At 65.2% G+C, this 19723-nt stretch carries 17 protein-coding genes; 12 read left to right on the forward strand and 5 right to left on the reverse strand.

What is annotated here, in order from left to right; translation table 11 throughout:
- Positions 1 to 45: 45 nt before the first annotated feature.
- On the reverse strand, positions 46 to 1950 hold the full coding sequence (gene sppA / locus B7R93_RS08950; RefSeq protein WP_103020423.1) for a signal peptide peptidase SppA: 1905 nt from the start codon (positions 1948 to 1950) through the stop codon (positions 46 to 48).
- A 305-nt stretch (positions 1951 to 2255) separates the two neighbouring features.
- Between sppA and hrcA the strand changes: the two genes are divergently transcribed.
- The 4 genes from hrcA (at position 2256) to B7R93_RS08970 (ending at position 6066) form a co-directional block, all read left to right on the forward strand.
- A complete protein-coding gene (hrcA, locus tag B7R93_RS08955; protein ID WP_232798233.1) occupies positions 2256 to 3347 on the forward strand; it encodes a heat-inducible transcriptional repressor HrcA in 1092 nt (363 codons plus the stop codon).
- 119 nt (positions 3348 to 3466) lie between these two features.
- Positions 3467 to 4108 carry a nucleotide exchange factor GrpE gene (locus B7R93_RS08960; RefSeq protein ID WP_103020424.1) on the forward strand — a complete coding sequence of 214 codons (642 nt, stop codon included), beginning with the start codon at positions 3467 to 3469 and terminating at the stop codon, positions 4106 to 4108.
- A gap of 107 nt (positions 4109 to 4215) precedes the next feature.
- Positions 4216 to 5388, forward strand: coding sequence for a molecular chaperone DnaJ (gene dnaJ / locus B7R93_RS08965; RefSeq protein WP_103020425.1), 1173 nt, complete (start codon positions 4216 to 4218; stop codon positions 5386 to 5388).
- A gap of 135 nt (positions 5389 to 5523) precedes the next feature.
- Positions 5524 to 6066 (forward strand): flavin reductase family protein, encoded by a 543-nt coding sequence (locus tag B7R93_RS08970; RefSeq protein ID WP_103020426.1) that lies wholly within the window; start codon positions 5524 to 5526, stop codon positions 6064 to 6066.
- Here B7R93_RS08970 and B7R93_RS08975 read toward each other — a convergent pair.
- Entirely contained in the window at positions 5991 to 6833 is an 843-nt protein-coding gene (locus B7R93_RS08975; protein WP_103020427.1) for a TIGR02757 family protein, read from the reverse strand. The genes B7R93_RS08970 and B7R93_RS08975 overlap by 76 nt on opposite strands.
- A gap of 222 nt (positions 6834 to 7055) precedes the next feature.
- Between B7R93_RS08975 and B7R93_RS08980 the strand changes: the two genes are divergently transcribed.
- The 3 genes from B7R93_RS08980 to B7R93_RS08990 all read left to right on the forward strand — a co-directional run bounded on the left by B7R93_RS08980 (position 7056) and on the right by B7R93_RS08990 (position 10080).
- Entirely contained in the window at positions 7056 to 8063 is a 1008-nt protein-coding gene (locus B7R93_RS08980) for an acetyl-CoA carboxylase carboxyltransferase subunit alpha (RefSeq protein WP_103020428.1), read from the forward strand.
- Positions 8064 to 8106: 43 nt separating this feature from the next.
- A complete protein-coding gene (locus B7R93_RS08985) occupies positions 8107 to 8520 on the forward strand; it encodes an acyl-CoA thioesterase (RefSeq protein WP_103020429.1) in 414 nt (137 codons plus the stop codon).
- 423 nt (positions 8521 to 8943) lie between these two features.
- On the forward strand, positions 8944 to 10080 hold the full coding sequence (locus B7R93_RS08990; protein ID WP_103020430.1) for an acetoin utilization protein AcuC: 1137 nt from the start codon (positions 8944 to 8946) through the stop codon (positions 10078 to 10080).
- 143 nt (positions 10081 to 10223) lie between these two features.
- On the opposite strand, the gene B7R93_RS08995 is transcribed toward B7R93_RS08990, so the two are convergent.
- Both B7R93_RS08995 and B7R93_RS09000 read right to left on the reverse strand, forming a co-directional pair.
- Positions 10224 to 11855 carry a UDP-N-acetylmuramoyl-tripeptide--D-alanyl-D-alanine ligase gene (locus B7R93_RS08995; RefSeq protein ID WP_103020431.1) on the reverse strand — a complete coding sequence of 544 codons (1632 nt, stop codon included), beginning with the start codon at positions 11853 to 11855 and terminating at the stop codon, positions 10224 to 10226.
- Positions 11856 to 11972: 117 nt separating this feature from the next.
- A complete protein-coding gene (locus B7R93_RS09000) occupies positions 11973 to 12749 on the reverse strand; it encodes an alpha/beta fold hydrolase (protein WP_103020432.1) in 777 nt (258 codons plus the stop codon).
- Positions 12750 to 13426: 677 nt separating this feature from the next.
- Between B7R93_RS09000 and rho the strand changes: the two genes are divergently transcribed.
- The 4 genes from rho (at position 13427) to B7R93_RS09020 (ending at position 17491) form a co-directional block, all read left to right on the forward strand.
- Positions 13427 to 14548, forward strand: a complete 1122-nt coding sequence (gene rho, locus B7R93_RS09005; protein WP_232798234.1) for a transcription termination factor Rho — start codon at positions 13427 to 13429, stop codon at positions 14546 to 14548.
- A 136-nt stretch (positions 14549 to 14684) separates the two neighbouring features.
- Positions 14685 to 15464 carry a RadC family protein gene (gene radC, locus B7R93_RS09010; protein ID WP_103020434.1) on the forward strand — a complete coding sequence of 260 codons (780 nt, stop codon included), beginning with the start codon at positions 14685 to 14687 and terminating at the stop codon, positions 15462 to 15464.
- 59 nt (positions 15465 to 15523) lie between these two features.
- On the forward strand, positions 15524 to 15898 hold the full coding sequence (locus B7R93_RS09015) for a four helix bundle protein (RefSeq protein ID WP_103020435.1): 375 nt from the start codon (positions 15524 to 15526) through the stop codon (positions 15896 to 15898).
- Between the two features lie 153 nt (positions 15899 to 16051).
- Complete coding sequence (locus B7R93_RS09020) at positions 16052 to 17491, forward strand: glycine--tRNA ligase (RefSeq protein ID WP_198598644.1); 1440 nt, start codon at positions 16052 to 16054, stop codon at positions 17489 to 17491.
- Between the two features lie 44 nt (positions 17492 to 17535).
- On the opposite strand, the gene B7R93_RS09025 is transcribed toward B7R93_RS09020, so the two are convergent.
- Positions 17536 to 18720: a CaiB/BaiF CoA transferase family protein gene (locus B7R93_RS09025; RefSeq protein ID WP_232798235.1), complete on the reverse strand. Its 1185-nt coding sequence runs from the start codon at positions 18718 to 18720 to the stop codon at positions 17536 to 17538.
- Between the two features lie 128 nt (positions 18721 to 18848).
- Between B7R93_RS09025 and B7R93_RS09030 the strand changes: the two genes are divergently transcribed.
- Positions 18849 to 19517 (forward strand): class I SAM-dependent methyltransferase, encoded by a 669-nt coding sequence (locus tag B7R93_RS09030; RefSeq protein ID WP_103020437.1) that lies wholly within the window; start codon positions 18849 to 18851, stop codon positions 19515 to 19517.
- Positions 19518 to 19723 lie beyond the last annotated feature (206 nt).

Below are 19723 nucleotides of genomic sequence, written 5' to 3' on the forward strand. Positions count from 1 at the left end.
CGGATGCCGTCGCCCGCCCCGGCATGCCTGCGTCCCCGCCCCGGTCTAATCGATTGTCGGCTCGAAGGGGAGCCGGGCCTGAACCGATCCGTGCGTGCCCACCACGCGGTCGAGCATCTGCTTTTGGCGCCAGAACTTGCGCTCCAGGGCATTCGTCGTGGCGGACCGCCACATCTGCCGGGCCTGTGTCGCAAACTGTTCACTGAAGCGCTCCACGAGGGTCTTCGGCTGGGGAAGGGCGCGGGTCCGGTAGGGGCCCTCGCCCAGGTCGGCCGCCGCGCCCGCCGCCGAGATGGCGTCCGCGAGCGTGCCGGTTGTATCGACGAGGCCCACCTCCTTGGCGTCCTGCCCCGACCACACACGGCCCTGGGCCACCTGGTCGACGGCCTCCACGTCCATGCCGCGGGCGTCGGCCACACGTTGGAGAAAGGTATCGTAGGTCGCGTCGATGGAGCCGCCCAGGAGCCGGCGCTCGTCCGGACTCAGGGGCTTGCTGGTAGAGTACAGGTCGGCGTAGGGGCTGGTGCGCACGCCGTCGAAGGTGACGCCGAGCTTTTCTTCAAAAAAGCCCTCCGCGTTGACGAGAAGCCCGAACACCCCGATGGATCCAGTCGTGGTCGTGGGGGCTGCTAGGATCGAGTCCGCCCCCGCCGCGAGGTAGTAGCCGCCCGACGCCGCCACGTCCCCCATCGACACGATCACCGGCTTCTCGTCGGCCGTGCGCTTCACGGCCCGCCACATGGCCTCGGAGGCCGCCGCGCTGCCGCCCGGGGAGTTCACCCGGAGGACCACGGCCTTCGTCTGAGAGCTGGTCCGTGCCGTCTCCATCGCCTCCTTCAGGGTCGTCGAGCCCAATGCCTGCGAGCCCCCAAGGGGAGACGGGTCCGGGTCCCCGGCAACGATGCTGCCCTCCGCGTACACGATGTCGACGGTACCCGTACCGGTATACGAGACGCTCGCACTAGAGGGAGACACCCGTTTGTACTCTGAAAGACTGATGGTATTCAGATCAACATCAGGAATGTCTTCGGGGGGCCAAGTGTGGTTCGACTGGTGAACAGTATCAATCTCCACTGCGTCTCCCTCTTCCGCAAGCTCGGCCGCATCCGCTACAGAGTCGGCCGTGTCTCCCATGAGATGCATGAGTGAGAAACGCACCTCGTCTTCGTAGCGCAGTCCATCCACGAGGTTCTCGTCCCGGGCGGCCGAGGAGGTGAGAAGGGCATCCTCCTCCGCGAGACGGTTGAGGGCCTCCGACGAAATCCCTCGTGCTTCGGAGACGGCCGTCATGAACTGCTCGTTCGTCGTCCCCAGAAGGGCCCTCAGTTGCTCACGGTTCGGGGCCGACAGGTCCGAGCGCACGAACGGCTCCCCGGCGCTCTTGTACTTTCCGGCCCGCAGGAGCTGCGGCTCCACCTCAAGACGCTGGAGGGCGCCGTCGAAAAAGGTGACCGTCGTCCCGAAGCCGTTGTACTCGAACGACGACTGCGGGGCCGTGAAGACGCTGTCCGCGGCGCTGGCCACGAAGTAGTCCTTCTCCGTCATGCCAAATTCGCCACTGGAGGCGAGGACCGGGAGGCCGCTCTCCCGTGCCTGGACGACGGCCTCCCGCACCTCTTCCAGTGTGGCCCAGTCGGCGCTCAGGCCCTTCGTTCGCAGCCACACCGCCTCAATGCGGGCGTCGCTGCTCGCCTTCCGGAGCGAAGTCTGCAGGGCCCGCAGGTCGTACTTCGGCCCCCCTCCGAAGGCCTTCTGAAAGGGATCATCGGTCACGCGCTCCGGAATGTCGCCGGACAGGGGCACCGTGAGGACCGAGCCGGACTGGACGGTCGGGCTTTGGTCGGCCGAGAGAGAGACGGCAAAAAAGAAGAAGACGAAGAAGAACACAACGAGCCCCAGTGCGACGAGCGTCCCGATCACATTGGCGGCGAGAGTTGACAGGAAGCGCATGAAGGAGGGCGGGGTGGAGTGGAAGGGCGGTGACGGTCGGACAGAGCAGACGCATGACCAATGCGTATGTATTCAGTGGTGGGGGCTGCCGTTTCAACGCAGCGCGTGCTGCGAGAGGCATGCGCGTGAGGGAAACTCGAACCCGGTGGTGGAGTACAAAAAACGATAGACTCAGTCCCACCTGTGGATCCGATACCCCCCCGAAATAGATCCCGCCGAAGGGGCCCCTTCAGTGAGCCGGGGGGAGGACGGATCAATCTGTACGGCGGCTTGGACACCCGTTTCAGAAATTCCTTCACACCCCTGTGAGCCCTGTTGATACGAACGACGACCGGCCGTCCCTCAGCGAGCGTGAGCGCGACATCCTTCGCCTCGTCGTGGAGCAATTCGTCGATACGGCGGGCCCAGTGGGATCGCGGTCGCTGGCCAGAGACGCGAACGTAGACCTGAGTCCGGCTTCCATCCGCAACACCATGGCGGACCTGGAAGACATGGGCTACCTCGGTCACCCGTACACCTCCGCCGGTCGTGTGCCCACCCGGCTCGGGTACCGTGCGTTCGTCGACGAGCTCATGGACACGCCGGAGCTCTCAGAGGTAGAGCGGGAGGTGCTTAAGGTCAAACTTGCCCGCCTCGTCAGCGACACCGACGAGCTACTGAGTGAGAGCACCCGCCTGCTGAGCAAGCTGACCAACCTGCTCGGCATCGCCCTCACGCCCCGGCTCTCCACCGCGATGCTGGACCGGCTCGACATCGTCCCGTTGTCTGGATCGCGCTTCATGTTCGTGCTGAGTGTGCGGGGGGGGCTCGTAAAAACGGTCGTCCTGGGCTTCGACCCGGACCTGCAGCGGTCCAAAATCGACCGCATTGTGTCGATCCTGAACGAGCGACTCGCCGGCCTCACCCTGCACGAGATCCGCGATACCTACGAGGAACGCCTCGGAGACCTGCCCGACGAGACGGGGCTTCTCGACCTCGTTCTCGATGAGGCCTCGATCCTCTTCAGCGAGCCAGATGAAGGTCGCCTGCAGTTTGACGGCACGCAGAACATTCTGTCTCAGCCCGAATTCCAGCAGCCGGACGATATGCGGCGCCTCATCGAGACCATCGGAGATGAGGACCGTGTCGTACAGGTACTCGAGAATCTGTTTGAGGCCAACCCCGATGCCGTCGGACAGGCCGTCGTCCGCATCGGTGGCGAGACCGATCAAGAGGAGATGGACGCCTACTCCATCGTCATGTCACCGTACCAGCTTGGCGACACGGTCGGCTCCCTCGGCGTTATTGGGCCGAAGCGGATGGACTACGGGCGCGCCGTGGCCCTCGTTGAAAACATGGCTGCCGTCGTGAATCGACCCGCGGATGAGGAGGCGACGGACGCGTCCATTCCCTCCTAGCTCACCTGCCCTTCAGCTCCCGGGGCCGCCCCCACCGATATCAGCGGTCGCTGGCGAATGCCGGCGACCGTTCGCGCTTGTCTGTTCCACGTATTGTCCCACGAACCCTCTTCTCAGCTGTGAGCGCAGACCCGAACGACAGCCAGCCGACGACCCACGACTCGCCTCCGGAGGCCGACGATGTTGCCGACGCCGATTCCGTTGACCGTGAGGACCCTGCCGGCGACCGTCCCGACGACGCCGAGGCCCTTGCGGGCGAGGTGGAGGCCCTCCGTGAAGAGGTGGATGGCCTGGAAGACGAGCGGGAGGAATTGAATGAGCGTCTGCTCCGCAAGGCGGCGGAGCTCGAAAACGTACGCCGTCGCATGGACCGGGAGAAGAAGCGCCGCCACGTGGCCGGGAAGGAGACGGTTCTCGAATCGATGCTCGAGGTGCTGGACGACTTTGAACGCTCCCTCGACGCGGCTCAGGACCTCGACGTGTCCGACGACCCGGAATCGGCCTACGAGACGCTCGAAGGCGGGGTGGAAATGGTGTACCGAAAGTTTCAGGACCAGCTTCAATCCCTTGGCGTGGAGCCGATTGAGGCCGAGGGAGAGCCGTTTGACGAGCAGCTGCACGAGGCGATGATGCGGCAGCCGTCCGAGGACGCGGCGCCGGGGACGGTTCTGCAAGAGATCCAGCGGGGCTACACCATGGGGGACCGCGTGCTTCGTCACAGCCGTGTTGTCGTGGCCGCCGAGCCGTCAGAAAACAGTTGATTTTGCATCGCTAGTTTGTCGCCAGTCCCTCCGGGCTGGTGCCTGCTTCATTGCACGTTGACGCAGCGGCCCACGGCCGTGCTCTTCCAAACGAACTGCTCCTGCTCATGCCGCGCGACTACTACGACATTCTCGGGGTCGACGAAGATGCCTCCGACAAGGAAATCAAGAAGGCCTACCGGAAGAAGGCGATGGAGTACCACCCGGATCGCAATCCGGACGACCCGGAGGCCGAGCAGAAGTTCAAGGAGGCGTCCGAAGCGTACGAGGTGCTGTCGGACGCGGAGCAGCGTCAGCGCTACGACCAGTTTGGGCATGATGGTGTTGACAGTGGGGCCGGCGGGGGGCGGCGGGGCCGTGGCCAAGGCTTCCACGACATTGAAGACATCTTCGACGCCTTCAGCGATATCTTTGGGGGAGCCCAAGGCGGAGGCCGCGGCCGCGGTCGCGGTCGATCGGAGCGGGGACGGGGACGTCCGGGCAGTGATCTGCGCGTGTCGCTTTCGCTTACACTTGAAGAGATTGCGGAGGGCACCGAGAAGAACCTCCGGCTTCAGAAGTACCTGGAGTGCGAGTCGTGCGACGGCACGGGCGCCGAGGGCGGCATGGGGGGGCAAAATTTCTCGATGTGCCCGAAGTGTGACGGCACCGGTGAGATCCGTCAGGTCTCCCGTTCCGTGTTCGGGCAGGTGGTCAACGTGCAGCCGTGCCCCCGGTGTGAGGGGGAGGGACGCATCATCGACAACCTGTGCGACGAGTGCGGCGGCGAGGGGCGCGTGCAGGGCGAAGAGTCGGTTTCGATCAATGTGCCGCCGGGGGTGATGGAGGGCAACTACCTGACCCTTGGCGAGGCCGGCAATGCGGGCCTTCGCGGAGGGCCGACCGGTGACCTCCGCATCGAGATTGAGGAGACGCCCCACGAGCACTTCGAGCGAGATGGGCTCGACATCTACTACGACCTCCACCTGTCCTTTCCGGAGGCTGCGCTTGGCACCGAGGTGGACGTCCCGACCTTGGAGGGACAGGCCCGCGTGGAGGTTGATTCCGGCGTACAGGCCGGCAAGATCCTCCGCATGCGGGACCGTGGCCTGCCGGACCTGGAGGGGAGCGGCCAGGGCGACCAGATGATCCGTGTGCACGTGTGGACGCCACAGGAGCTCACCGAAGAGGAGGAAGAGCGTCTCGGCCAGCTCCGAGAACACGACAACTTCCAGCCGCAGCCCTCCGAGGAGGACACACAAAAGTCCTTCTTCCGCCGCGTGTCCGATGTCTTCTCGTGATGAACACGGTCTCGTAACGGACGGCACCCAGAGCGAACGGCCCCGTCGCCGTCCCATTCAAGGCCTTCTCAAGCAGAATATCTCGGGACGCGCCTTCCGGGATGCGCATCACACACCTGGGTACAACCCTGCTTTATGGCCGAAGATGAACCAAGTACGTTTCGGGCATCGATGCGACGGGTTCCGTCCCCCGTTGTCGTGGTAACAGCCCGAGGGGGCGACGAGGCACGCGGCATCACAATCGGGTCCTTCTCAAGCGTTGCGCTTGACCCACCGCTCGTAAGCTTCAACGTGGGCCGCGACTCCAGCATGTTTGACGTGATGGAGGGCTGTGACCGGTTTGCGGTACATGTGTTGGGCGAGGGGCAGGCACACCTCGCGAAGCAGTTTGCGATTCCCGGCCTTAGTGGCCCTGAACAGTTTGAGTCGGTGCCCCATGAGCGTGATTCCCACGGCACGCCGATTCTTGAAGGGGGCTCGGGGGTTCTTCACTGTCGTCCCCACGACTCGGTTCATGCCGGCGACCACTCTTTGTACGTGGGGCGTGTGGTGGAGGTGGAGGAGCGCCCGGATCAGGGGGCGGTGCTCTACTACAAGAGCGACTACCGGGGCGTCGGCAAAGCGCTCCCGTCGACCCGGTTGGCCCCCGTGAAGCGCGCGTCCAACGACTCGTCCTGAGCGCCCACCCCGAAGAACGCAAAGTCGTAGCGGGTGGGGTCCGACGCGCAAAAGTGTTGGCAAATGGTCGTGAGGCGGCGGACCGCCGTCCAGTCGTTGCTCTTCCGCTCTAGCAGCCCGAGTGCGCGGGCCTGACGCCCCACGTGCACGTCCACCGGCAGCATCAGGTCGGCCGGGTCCAGGATCGACCACAGGTTGAGGTCAACGGGGCCCGGCCGCACCATCCAACGGAGGTACATGTTGAGCCGCTTGCAGGCGCTGCCGGCCTCGGGCCGGGCCAGGTGCTTGCGGAGCCGCTGCGGCGTGTCGTCATGGATCGTGAGGAGGGTCGTGCTCACGCCCTGTAGCATTGGCGCTACGAGAGACCCGTCCGGGTCCTCCGGGCGGTGCGCCGCGAACAGGCCCTCGACAGTCTCGTGCCGGTCGAGGGCGGTGCTCAGGTTGGTCGTCAGCCAGACTGCGTCGATGGGCTGGAAGGTCCGGTGGACGAATCCGTCGAGCGCCTCCGCGTCGGCCGATGGGTCGAATGTGCGCACGAAGCGATAGGGGGCGTGGCCCATCCGCTCGCACAATTCTTCGAGCTTGCGCAGCATCACGTCGCGGCGGCCCCATGCCAGCAGCGCCGCGTAGAGCCCAATCACTTCTTGGTCCCGGGGGGCGTCGAAGGCATGAGGAATCGAAATCGGGTCGTCGTTGATGAAGGCAGGACGCTCGTACTGATCGACGAGCGTGTCGAGATACTCGCGAAGGGCATTGAGGGTGGCCACGGGGGGCGGCTCAGCACTGATTTGGACACGGCGCGCCGTACCCCGACGGCCACCGTAGGGGCGCGTTCCGGACCTCCGTTTCGCAGCCCCGCCGGGCGTGCCCTTCTGGAAAACTTCGTGTGTCCACGGGCTGTCCCTCTCCAAGTGATTGCCATTCCCATCGCCAGGCGGCTTATTTGAGTGAGCCTCCCAAAATGCGTCTTCAACCCCCCTGTCCCCGTCATGGCCGACGACGAACACCTGCTCGACTTTGAGAAGCCCCTAGTCGAGCTTGAAGACAAGCTCACCGAGATGCGAGAGCTCAATGCAGAGACGCAGGACGACCTGTCCAAGGAGATCGAGGCCTTGGAAGAACGGGTAGAGCAGCTGCGGACCTCCATCTACCGCAACCTCACCCGGTGGCAACGGGTGCAGATTGCCCGCCATCCGCAGCGGCCCTACACGCTGGATCACATTGAGGCGCTGACGGAGGACTTTACGGAGCTGCGCGGGGACCGCACGTTTGGCGACGACCGGTCCATTGTAGGGGGGCTGGCGCAATTTGCGGGGAGCCGCTTCGGGTATCGCGACCGCACCGTGATGATCATGGGGCACCAGAAAGGGCGCGACACGAAGGAGCGCAAGCACCGCCGCTTCGGCATGCCCAACCCCGAGGGCTACCGCAAGGCGGAGCGGCTCATGAAAATGGCCGCCAAGTTTGGAAAGCCGGTCGTCATGCTTCTCGACACGCCGGGGGCCTACCCGGGCATGGGGGCCGAGGAGCGGGGGCAGGCCGAGGCCATCGCCCACAATCTCTTCGAGATGGCGCGCCTGGAGACGCCAGTCGTCGTCGTGGTCATCGGGGAAGGAGCGTCCGGGGGAGCCCTTGGCGTCGGGCTCGGCGACCGCATCCTGATGCTCGAAAACGCCTGGTACTCGGTGATCGCGCCGGAGAGCTGCTCCCAGATCCTCTGGCGCTCGTGGGACCACAAGGAAGACGCGGCGCAGGCGCTCAAGCTCACGGCCACCGATCTGACGGAGGTGGACATTGTCGACGAGATTGTCCCGGAGCCCGTGGGCGGGGCGCATCGCGACCCGGAAACGACCTATCAGGCCGTCGGGGCCGCCGTCGGGGAGGCCCTCGATGATCTTGAGGCCCTTGCCCCGCAGGCGCTTCTCGACCGGCGACTCGAAAAGTTCGACGCCCTGGGGGCCTACACGTCGGCCGAGCCGATGTCCCCCCCTGCGTAGATGCCCCGGGCCCCTCGCCTCATGCGTTCTCAAGTCTTCCCCCATGGCCTACACGTACTCGCACCCCCACCGCGTCCGGTACCGAGAGTGTGACCCGATGGGAGTGGTCTACCACACGCACTACCTCGACTACTTCGAGGCGGCCCGGACGGAAGCCCTGCGCCATGTGGGCGTCCGCTACCGCGACCTGGAGGCCCACGGCATCATCATGCCCGTGGTGCACGTGGAGGTCGACTACCACGGCCCGGCCCACTACGACGACCCGCTCGTCGTGGAGGCATGCTTCGAGCAGATGCCCACCGCGCGGGTCCCCATCGACTACACGGTGCGTCGGGAGGGAGAAGAGGAGGTGTTGGTCACCGGCCACACCACGCTCTGCTTCACGGATGCGGAGGCGCGGCGCCCCACCCATCCCCCGGACGCGGTCCGCGAGGCCTTTGCGCCGCTCCTCGACTGACCGGAAGGGCGGTCCTCACTCCGAGGCCGGTCAGGAGGGCATTCAGGGTCGTTTTGAGAGCGAAAGACTCGGCAAAGCTGAGCCCGGTCGCCTCAACGTCGAAGTGGGGCTGCTCGGGCCGGCAGCGTCACAGCCGAGTCCGAGGAGAATCAAGAACCCCGTGGCCATGAGCATTCGAACAGGCACGAGGAAACGTCGGGGGGAGCGTTGGGCATTGCGTCAGGGGGCAGCTGAGAGTCGGTGCGTGTGCACATTGCGCCCAGAGCGACGGGGCCTTTGTGGTACCCGTCGGCGTCGCCCAAGGACCGGACCGGCGAGCGGTCCATTGACGAACGGGTCCGGTGGGGGCTACCTTTCGGGGGCCGTGCGGCTTCGCTCCAGGGCTGTTCCTCTACGACTCTTCGTTCTACCGTTTCCCCGGACATGGCCACACTCCTCTTCCACAAGCGATACTCCGACTACAACTTCGGCCCCGAACATCCCTTCAGTCCCACGCGGCAGGAGATGGCCATGGACCTGCTCGATGCCCTGGGCGTCCCGCTCACCCCTGAGGCTCCTCCAGTGGCGACCCGGAACGACGTGCGCCGGGTGCACAGCGAGCCGTTTGTGGACGAAGTCGTGGCGGCCTCGGACGGAACGCCGCCCCCACAAGCCCACTCTTTCGGGCTCAACACGGGCGATGTGCCGGTGTTCGAAGGGATGGACGCTGCGGCCCGGCGCCTTGTCGGTGGGACGCTCCGTGGCGCGCGGCTGATTGCCGCCGGAGACGCGACTCGTGTGCTCCAGTTTGGTGGGGGGCTCCACCACGCCCATCGGGCACGGGCCTCTGGGTTTTGTGTCTACAACGACCTGTCCGTGGCCATCAGTGCGCTGCGGGAGCACGACATCCGCGTCGCCTACGTAGACGTCGACGTGCACCACGGAGACGGCGTGCAGCACCTGCACGACGAGGATCCCGGGGTGCTCACGATCAGTCTTCACGAAACCGGCCGGGCCCTCTTTCCGGGCACCGGATACACTGACGAGATTGGCGAAGGGGCTGGCAAAGGTTTTGCCCTGAACGTACCGTTGGCGCCGTACACCGAGTCGGGCAGTTACCTCGATGCCTTCGAGCGCGTGGTCCCGCCTGCGCTCCGGTATTTTCAGCCGGACGTAATTGTGGCTCAGTGCGGAGCCGATGCACACTTCAAGGACCCGCTGGCCGATCTCCTCCTTACGACGCAGGCCTACGAGACCATCTTTCGTCGCCTCCTGTCCCTCGCCGACGACCACGCCGAAGGACGCCTGCTCTGCACCCTTGGTGGGGGATACCGGCTCGATACGGTGTCGCGGGTTTGGGGCCTCCTCGCGCTGCTTGTTCTTGGCTGTGAACTTCCGGATGCCCTTCCCGAGAACTACCGCGAGCGGTGGCAGGCGCGCCTTGACAGTTCGCTGACGCCGACCCTCCACGATTCTGCGCGAGACTTTGAGGTGGACCAGCAATCTTCTATCGAGACGCAAAACCGACGCACGAGCGAACAGGTCCTGGAACAGGTGGCGTCGCACTGGCGCTATGCCTAGCGGGCGCGGGGCGCTGAGGCATGGACGTGGGGTGGAGGCGAAGCCCCCTCGGCCGGTGGGTCGGAGCCCCGAGGCGCAAACTGAAATGGGTTCTGAGGAGCTCTGTGACTGAGGCAGAGACGACCCGTGCACGCCGCACTGCCCTACACGCTGTACTGGTCGGGCAGATCGTTTTCGTACAGCACTACGTCGCCCGGGGTGAGCTGCTGTTTGAGGACCTCCTGCGCTTCCGCAAGTGAGGAGACGACCTTCACTCGCTCCTCCGGAGCACCGGCCTCTGAGAGCCCCTCCTGGATCGGGGCCGTCTGCTCCTCGCCGACCAGGACCACGAGGTCGAGGTCGGGCCGGGCGAGGAAGTGGCCGAAGCGTTTGTTTTCGGTCCATTGCCGATCGCCAAGCTCCACCATGCCCGGCGTCACGATCACGCGCTGACCCTCGCCCATCTCCCCTAGAATCTCAACCGCATTCCGGGCCCCCACGGGGTTCGAATTGAAAGCGTCGTCGATGATCGTCACGCCGCCCCGGCTGCGAAGCTGAAGACGGTGCTCGATGGGCTCCACACGCCGGATTGCATGGGCCATTTGTCGGAGCCGAAGTCCCATGGAGCGGCCCACGGCGACGGCCAGGAGCACGTTGAGCACGTTGTGACGGCCCAAGAGCTGGGTCTCGAACGTTGCCGTGGTGCCCGTGTCGTCCGTTACGTCGAAGGCGGTGCCCCCGGTATCATACTGGATCTCGTGGACCGCAATGTCGGCGTCGGGGTGTCCGTCGGTCGAGACCCGCCAGACCGGACCGGGGGCGCGCTCGGCCATGGCGGCCACGCGCTCATCATCTACGTTGAGAACGGCAGGGCCGCCCGATGCCGTCCGCTCCACGAGCCCTCCCTTCTCTGCCGCGATGTTGTCCTGGGTCTTCATCGTTTCGAGGTGGGCCACCCCCACGGTGGTCACGACCGATGCATCCGGTTCGGCGATGTTGCAGAGCTCGTCCATATCGCCGGGGTAGCGAATGCCATACTCCAGCACCAGGACCTGATGCTCGGGCTTCACGTGTTCGTTGATGGCGAGGCAGAGCCCCATGGGCGTGTTGTAGGAGCTCGGGGTGGCGTACACGTTGTACGTCTGTCGGAGAAGCTCGGCAACGATGACTTTCGTGCTCGTTTTGCCGTACGAGCCCGTGATGCCGACCACAGAGAGGTCCGGGCGTGCCTGGAGCCGCCGCCGGGCCTGCCGCTTGAAGCCCCTCTGGATGGCCGTTTCGACGGGCTGCACGAGGGCTGCGCCCAGGCCCACCCAGACGGGCGCTCCCAGGTCGGCCAGGAGGAGGCCGCCCAGGTACCACAGCACGCCCGTCGGGACGCCAAGCGTCCATCCGTACAGCCCGCCGCCGGCGATGGGCAGAAGGGCCAGAAGGGCCGTGGGGAGGACGAGGCGCACCATGCGGTCCGTGAACGCGAGCGGCGTTTTCTCCCGATCGCTTCGGTAGCGGCGCGACGAGAGGAAGGCACCCGTCCACGCCAGGAGGAGGATGAGCATCCCCCACCCTGTCTCGACGACGGACGGGGCAAGTCCTCCGCCGAGGAGCAGGGTGGCGCCCGCGCCATGGGAGGGACGGACGATCAGCGACGGCACGTGCTCGGCCAACCAGTGTCCATACCGGCCGAACTTGTATGTTTCCAGCTGGAAGATGTGGAGGAAAAATCGGACCCGGCGCCCGACCCGCCACCCGGCAAACAGGGTGGCGATGATGCCGAAACAAAGAAGCGCACTCGTCATGCTGCCGAAGATGGGTGGGAAAGACGGTGCGGCCCCGTGGACGCATGGAACCTGGGATCCATCCACACTCAACATCGGGGGCATGCCGCGTCCGTGCAAGACGCATCGGGCGAGGCCCTACGAGTTCTCCAGGAAATGACGGAGCCCAGCCTGGACGGTTTCTGGCTGGTCGAGGTGCCCGAAGTGGTCGGCGCCGTCAAGCTCCACGAGCCCACAGTCGTCGATTTTCGCCGTCATCCGTTCCATTTGCCGCCGCGAGATTGCCTCGTCCTCGGTTCCCCAGAACAGAAGGGTGGGGACCTGGATGTGCTCCAGCTCTTCGTCGAGGTGGTCGTTCACGGTTTTGACGAACGTTGTGCGCATGACCCCTGTCTGAGCGTTGTAGTCTGCGGAGCCGAGTAGGCGCCAGGCAAGGGAATGGCGAAGCCAATCCTCGGCTGGGGCCTGGAGAGACGACGGGAGTGCCCGGACGGGGGTCTTCAGGGCCGTGGCCAGCCCCGACCGCACGTGGTAGGCCCACGACCGATTGGGTTCAACGCCGGAGGGGCTGACGAGCGCGAGCCGGTCGATGGCAGAGGCGTGCTCCGGCGTGCCGGCCATGTACAGCGCGATGCGCCCGCCATTCGAGTGCCCCACCACGGTTGTACTCGACTGAATCTCCGTCCGGATGTAGTCGTGCAGCAGCCGTGCGTGCTCGGGCACGCCCCAGGGCTCAGGAGGGGGCGGGGATGCGCCGTGGCCCGGCAGGTCAACGGCGTGTGTCCAGCAGGCGTCGGTGAGGGCCTGAGCGAGGGGGCGCAGGTCCTGCAGGCTTCGGCCCCAGCCGTGCAACAGAAGAACGGGGGGATCGTCGGGGTTTCCCCGAACCTCGACGTTCAAATTGGAATCCGTCACAGAAACGCCGAACGTCGGATGAAGAGAGCAGTGGTGCAGCCTTCCGGGAAACCATCTGTATATGGCGGCGTTCCGATTTTCGAATGCCACCTTGTCTCCTGGCTTTCTGCCAAGTCTCCTCCCGTGCCCGGTTCTCTACGGATCGGAGGCACCGGGAATGGTTCTCACCAGCGTGGAGATGCACTACGCCCTCACGTCGATTTACGGGTGCTGGCGGCTGCTGGCCCTCGTATGAGTCATGTCAGTCTGAGAGGAGCACCGAGGAGCGGAGGACTGTTTGCTCCCACTTCTTCGGGCTGAGCTGAAGGCACATCATCGGCGGCACGGGTCCTGCGGGAAGGCTGTGATGGACAGGGGACATCCGTTTTGATGTTGGTCCCACTGCTGACCTCCAACCGTGCAATTCAGCGGGACGGCGTCGAGTGCTCTCCCCTCTGGAGATTCTCGTCCGGCCGTAAGCAGCATCCCCGCGTGCTGAGTTGGTCCTTGGCCCTGCGCACGCTGGGGGCCCCGAGGCCGAACTGTCTCCTCGAAGGCCCCGAGAGGGGAAGGCCCACTGAGCTTGTGGGATGCCTGGTGTTCAGGGGCGGCACGTTGTCGCCACCGCATTGCGTATTGGCAGGCACGCTCCGTTGGAGCGGGGCTTGTCGGCTTCATCACTCACCGAAGAACCGATCATGTCAGAAAAGGACAACGATTCATTTCGGAGGCTCCTCGAACTCATCGGCGAAAAGAAGTACGGCTTCATGCGCGAGCTGCGGCCGGACCTGCCGAAGGATGAGGACGATCCCTTCATGCCGCCACCGCTCATCGGCAAGTTTAATCTTCGCGACGGGGTTGTCATCGAGGGCGACCTGAAGCCAGGCCGCAAGGGGGGCATGCAGGTTGGGTGGATTGATACCGTGATGGGACTGCCCCCGGAAGAGTGGGCCCAGCTCAAGGATTTCGAGCAGGGAGCGAGCGTGTACCCGGACGAAAAGCTGGACCTGATTACCGGAACCGGCGACGAGTCGATGCGGGTGCTCGACCTGGTTGCGCCGCTGGGGAAGGGGCAGCGGGCCCTGATTGTGTCGCCCCCTCGAGCCGGAAAGACGGTGTTGCTAAAAGACATCGCGGCGGGCGTTACGGAGAACCACCCGGAGGTCGAACTCGTCTCGCTACTGGTGGATGAGCGGCCCGAGGAGGTGACCGACTTCCGCCGCACGACGGAGGCGCAGGTATTTGCCTCCTCCAACGATCGTGGAGAAGACAACCACGTTCGCGTGTCGACCCTGGCGATGGAGCATGCGAAGCGGCTCGTCGAGACCGGGAAGGACGTTGTCGTTCTGCTCGACTCGCTCACTCGTCTCGGGCGCACCTTCAACCTGTGGGTGGACGGCAGCGGCCGGACGTTGTCTGGGGGCCTGGACGCGGAGGCGCTCAAGGTGCCGCGCCAGATTTTCGGGTCGGCGCGCAACATTGAGGGGGGCGGCTCACTGACCATCATTGCGACCGCGCTGGTCGACACCGGAAGCCGGATGGACGAGGTCATCTTCGAGGAGTTCAAGGGCACAGGCAACTCCGAGATCGTGCTCGACCGCGAGATGGCCGACAAGCGCATCTTCCCGGCCGTCAACCTCCGCGAGAGTGGAACCCGGAACGAGGAGCGGCTCCTGGGCGAGGTGCGGCGCAAGAAGCACAACCAGCTGTTCCGAGCGCTCAACTCGCGGGCCCCGATCGAGGCGATGCAGGCCCTGCTTCGGCACCTGCGCAACAGCCCGTCCAACGCCCACCTGCTGAACGAGCTCGTTCCTGAGTAGCCAGGGACGCACCGGCGGGGCGGAGGAGCGAGGCTGGTCCGCCGACACGGGCAGAATGCATCGTGGCTGACAGTTATAAACGTGGGGGGGAACGTGTCTGGGGAGTACACAAACTCTCGTCCTGTGTCTGCTTCCCATGGCGTCCCCCGACTCTGCCCCTGACGCTTCCGCCGAGGGCCCGTCGTCCCCTGAGGGATCGGAAGAACCCGCCCTGCTGTACCACGTGCCGATCCACGAGTGGGATGAGTCCGATCAGCCGCGCGAAAAGCTGCTGACGCACGGGCCCACCGTTCTCTCCGACGCAGAGGTGCTGGCACTTCTGCTCGGGTCGGGCACCCGTACCAACGACGGCCCCGTCTCTGCCGTCGAGCTTGGGCGCGCCCTGCTCCAGTTGTACGGCTCGCTGCACGAGGTCTCGCAGCGCAAGCCGAAGGAGTTGACGCGCACGCAGGGCGTGGGGCCGGCCAAGGCCACCAAGCTGGCCGCTGCGTTTGAGGCCGGGCGTCGCGTTGAGTCCCAACGCCAGCAGGACGACCGCGTGCAGGTGACCTGCCCCACCGACGTGGCGGACGTGTACGGCCCGCTCCTGTGTGATCTGGATAAGGAAGTGTTTAAGGTCGTTCACCTCAACACGGCCAATGTCATCATTGGCAACTACACCGTGAGCGAGGGCGGCCTCTCCTCCAGCGTCGTGGAGCCGCGCGGGGTCTTTGAGCAGGCGATCCTCGACGACGCGGCCGCCGTTATCTGTCTCCACAACCACCCCTCCGGAAACCCCGAGCCCAGTCGCGAGGACATCCGCATCACCCGGCAGCTCGCCGAGGCCGGCAACACGATGGGCATTCCGGTACACGACCACCTGATCATCGCTGGCACCCAGCACACGTCGTTGGCGGAGCGCGGCGTCATTGGATAGACGATCATTGGTCATCTATGCATTTCTTCATTTGTTCATTCAAATGGAAAGATGGGCCAATGAGCGATGATCTCTCGCCGGAGGACTTGGAAGATCGCCTCATCGACTTTGCGGTGCGAGTTGGGAAGGTGGCGGATGCACTGCCGGATACAAGAATGGGACGACACGTAGCAGATCAAATTGTGCGGAGTGGGACCTCGCCGGCGCCGAACTATTCGGAGGGCTGTGCTGCAGAAAGTCGCCGCGATTTTGCCCACAAGCTCAGCATCGGTCTCAAAGAGTTGCGTGAGACCAAAACCTGGCTCCGGTTTATCCGAAAGGCCGACCTGCTTCCTGCGCACCGGCTCTCCGACATTACCGACGAAGCCGACCAGCTCTGTGCCATCCTCTCCAAATCGATTCACACGGCCCGAACCGGAGGACGGCGCTCGTGAGGAAGGAGGTGGGGGAAAGCTACTCTGCTTGGGCTTCGGCTCGCCAATGATCAATGAACAATGGCGGGCGCCCGTTGCATCCAGCAAAGACGGTTGATACCTTTCCGTTCTAGTCCTGTCTCCGCGCGCACTCACCGATTGCCCACCGACTCCATGAGCGACGACCTGTTCGACACCATCGTCTCCCTCTCCAAACAACGCGGCTTCATCGTGCAGTCGTCGGAGATCTACGGCGGCCTCAGCGCCACCTACGACTACGGCCCGATGGGCGTCGAGCTGAAGCGCAACGTGAAGGAGAAGTGGTGGCAGTCGATGGTCTACCAGAACGACGACATCGTGGGGCTGGATGCCTCCATCATGATGCACCCGGAGACGTGGGATGCGTCCGGGCACACAGAGGCCTTCAATGACCCACTTATTGACGACAGGGCCTCCGGCCACCGCTACCGCGCCGACGAACTGATTGAGGACTACATCCGGGACCTGCGCGAAGAGGGCGAAGAGGAGCACGCCAAGGAGGTCCATGAGCGGCTGGTGGAGGCGCTCAACGCGGGCGACGAGATGAACGACGCGCTCCACGACATCGTCATGGATGAAGAGATTCCGGCGCCCGAGTCCGGCGCGTTCGACTGGACGGACGTGCGCCAGTTCAACCTCATGTTCGAGACGGAGATGGGGCCGGTGGACGGGCAAACGGTGTTTCTGCGGCCCGAAACGGCGCAGGGCATCTTCGTAAACTTCCACAACGCCCGCGAGCCGGCGCGCCTCCACGTCCCGTTCGGGGTCGCCCAGATCGGCAAGGCGTTCCGCAATGAGATCGTGGCCCGCCAGTTCGTCTTCCGCATGCGGGAGTTCGAGCAGATGGAGATGCAGTACTTCGTGAAGCCGGGCACCGAGCTCGACTGGTACGAACAGTGGAAGGAGCGCCGAATGGCGTGGCACGAGAGCCTCGGCATCGACCCGTCGAACCTCCGCTTCCACGAGCACGACCAGCTCTCGCACTACGCCAACGCGGCGGTCGACATTCAGTACGACTTCCCGATCGGGTGGAAGGAGCTGGAAGGCATCCACTCCCGGACCGACTACGACCTGAGCCGGCACGAGGAGTACTCGGGCAAGAAGATGTCGTACTACGACCCGTGGGAGGAGGAGCGCTACACGCCGTACGTCGTGGAGACCTCCACGGGCCTCGACCGGACGCTCTTCATGGTGCTCTGTGACGCCTACTACGAGGAGGAGGTAAAGGGCGACACGCGCTCGGTGCTGCAGTTCCACCCCGAGGTGGCACCCGTCCGCGCCGGCATCTTCCCGCTTACGGACAAGGAGGGCCTGCCGGACATTGCCCGCGACATCGAGGCCGACCTGAACCAGCACTTCAACGTCCGCTACGACGACCGCGGCTCGATGGGCAAGCGCTACCGCCGTCAGGACGAGGCGGGCACGCCCTTCTGCATCACCGTCGACTTTGACACGCTCGACGACCAGACGGTGACGGTCCGCGACCGGGACACGATGGAGCAGGACCGCGTGGCGATCGACCAGCTCGCCACCTACATCTTCGACCAGACCCGGACCTGGGAGGCGAAGAGATAGACTCTCAGAAGACGGCGCGCGGCACCTCCAGACGCGAGAGCGCTTCAGCGGACGCCCCCTTCGGTTTCCAGCACATCGATCCGTTCCGGAGAGTAGCCAAGCTGCTCATGGAGGATTGTGGCGGTGTGCTCGGCGTAGCGGGGCGGTGGGCGGAGCGACGTAGAACCGTCGTTGGAGTGTGGAAAGGCCACCTGCCGGAGTCCGGGCGGGCCGTCGTCCGGGGCGAGGACCATCGCGCCGGCTGCGGGCTGCTCAGAGACAGCGGGCATGTCGCGCACGGTTCCGACCGGCACGCCGCGTTCGTGGAGCTCTGCCAGAAGGGCATCGTGGTCGAACTGCTGAATCTGGTCCGCCAGTAGGGCATGCAGTGCGTCGCGGTGGGCCACGCGGTCGGCATTCGTGGCGAACCGTGGCTCGTCCGCCAGGTCGGGCCGCCCGAGCACGTCGCAGAGGGCCGCAAATTGGGGGTCGGTGCCCACCGCCAGCACGACGGACGGACCGTCGGCGGTCTCGTACGGCGTGCCGTAGGGGGCAATGTTTGGGTGCGCCGAGCCCATGCGCTGCGGGCTGTGGCCGGCCACGAGCCAGTTGGTGGCCTGGTTGGCGAGGCCGCTTACCGCTGCCTGGAAGAGCGACACCGGCACGTACGCGCCGCCCCCGCCCTGCTCGCGGTTCAGGAGCGCCACCAGCAGTCCCTCCTTGAGCTGGTGTGCCGCCAGCACGTCCATGAGGGCCACCGGCAACTTCGTCGGCGGGCCGTCCGCGGGGCCGTTCATGTGCATGAAGCCGCTCTCGGCCTGGATGACGGCGTCGTAGCCGGCGCGCTCCCGGTCGGGGCCGTAGCCGGTGACGTGTCCGTAAACGAGATCGGGGCTGAGGCTGGATAGTGTCTCGTAGTCGGCCCCCAGTGCCTCCGCCGTGCCGGGCCGGTAGCTGGCGAGCACCACGTCGGCGTCCTCCGCCAGCTCGTGCAGGAGCGTCCGCCCCGCCTCCGTCGACAGGTCGAGGGCAATCGACTGCTTCCCGTGGTTGCAGCAGCAGAAGTAGGCCGATCGGTCTTCGCGCCCATTGCCTTCGACGTTTGGCGCGTGCCACTGGCGGGTTACGTCGCCGTCTGTGCGGGGATTTTCGACCTTGAGCACCGTCGCCCCCAGCTCGGCGAAAAACTGGCCGACGCTGGGGCCGGCAAGGACGGAGGCAAGTTCCAGAACGACGAGATCATCGAGCACGGGGGAAGTGTATCTTGGAAGAAGTGTGATCGGGCCACCCGGAGGCGCGCCACGGCGAACAATTGGCCTCCTTTGAATTGAAAGTGCCCTGCTGAGTTCGATCAAGCCGGCACGACGTGCCCCGCGATATGCCCACGGATCCCACGGATCTTCCGCCGCCGCCCCGAACATGGGCACGCTGGTGGAATCGGACCCGGTATCGGCTCTATGCGCCGGTCTATGACGCGCTTGCGTGGCCGATGGAGCGCGGGCGGCGGCGGGCCATCGAGTGGCTCGATCCAGCTCCGAACGCCCGCATTTTGCTTTCCGGATGCGGCACTGGACTGGACCTCAGGTATTTGTCCCCCGAAACGCCCATCACAGCCCTCGACGCGGTGCCGGCGATGGTGCGTCGTACAGAGGCGCGGGCACGGACGCTCGGATTAACAGTCGATGCCCACGTCGGGGACGCGCACGCACTCCCCTTTGAGGAGGACGCGTTCGACGTCGTCCTGCTCCATCTGCTGCTGTCGGTGCTCCCGGATCCGGAGGCGGTTCTGGCCGAGGCGGCCCGCGTGCTGGCCCCGGGTGGGCGCGTCTCGATCTACGACAAATTTCTGCCGCCAGACACGTCGCCCTCGTTGCCGCGCCGGGCGCTCAATCCAGCGGCCCGGGTGCTCGTCTCGGACTTCAACCGGCGGCTGCGGCCGATGCTTGCGGGGACGGACCTCCACCTCGTGGCGCACCGGGACGCCGGACTTTGGGGGCTGTATACGGCCTCCGTCGTGCGTCTAGGCCCTGGGGGACAGGGGGGCTGAGAATCTGGAAGGGCGGTCCACCGGCTTCAGAGCGGCGTCAGAGGGACGTGCGGGGGAGGGAGGTCGCCAAACAGAAAGGCCCTGGTCGGACAGTGATCCTCTGTCCTACGATGTCCTCGGGGGACCGCCGACAGATCTTGCAGAATGGGAAGAGTTTCGGAGAATCGGGGGAGGCTGGAGGCGGTATAACAGTCGCACTTACGCCA

The organism is Salinibacter altiplanensis, assembly GCF_002894645.1.
Taxonomy (GTDB): Bacteria; Bacteroidota; Rhodothermia; order Rhodothermales; family Salinibacteraceae; genus Salinibacter; species Salinibacter altiplanensis.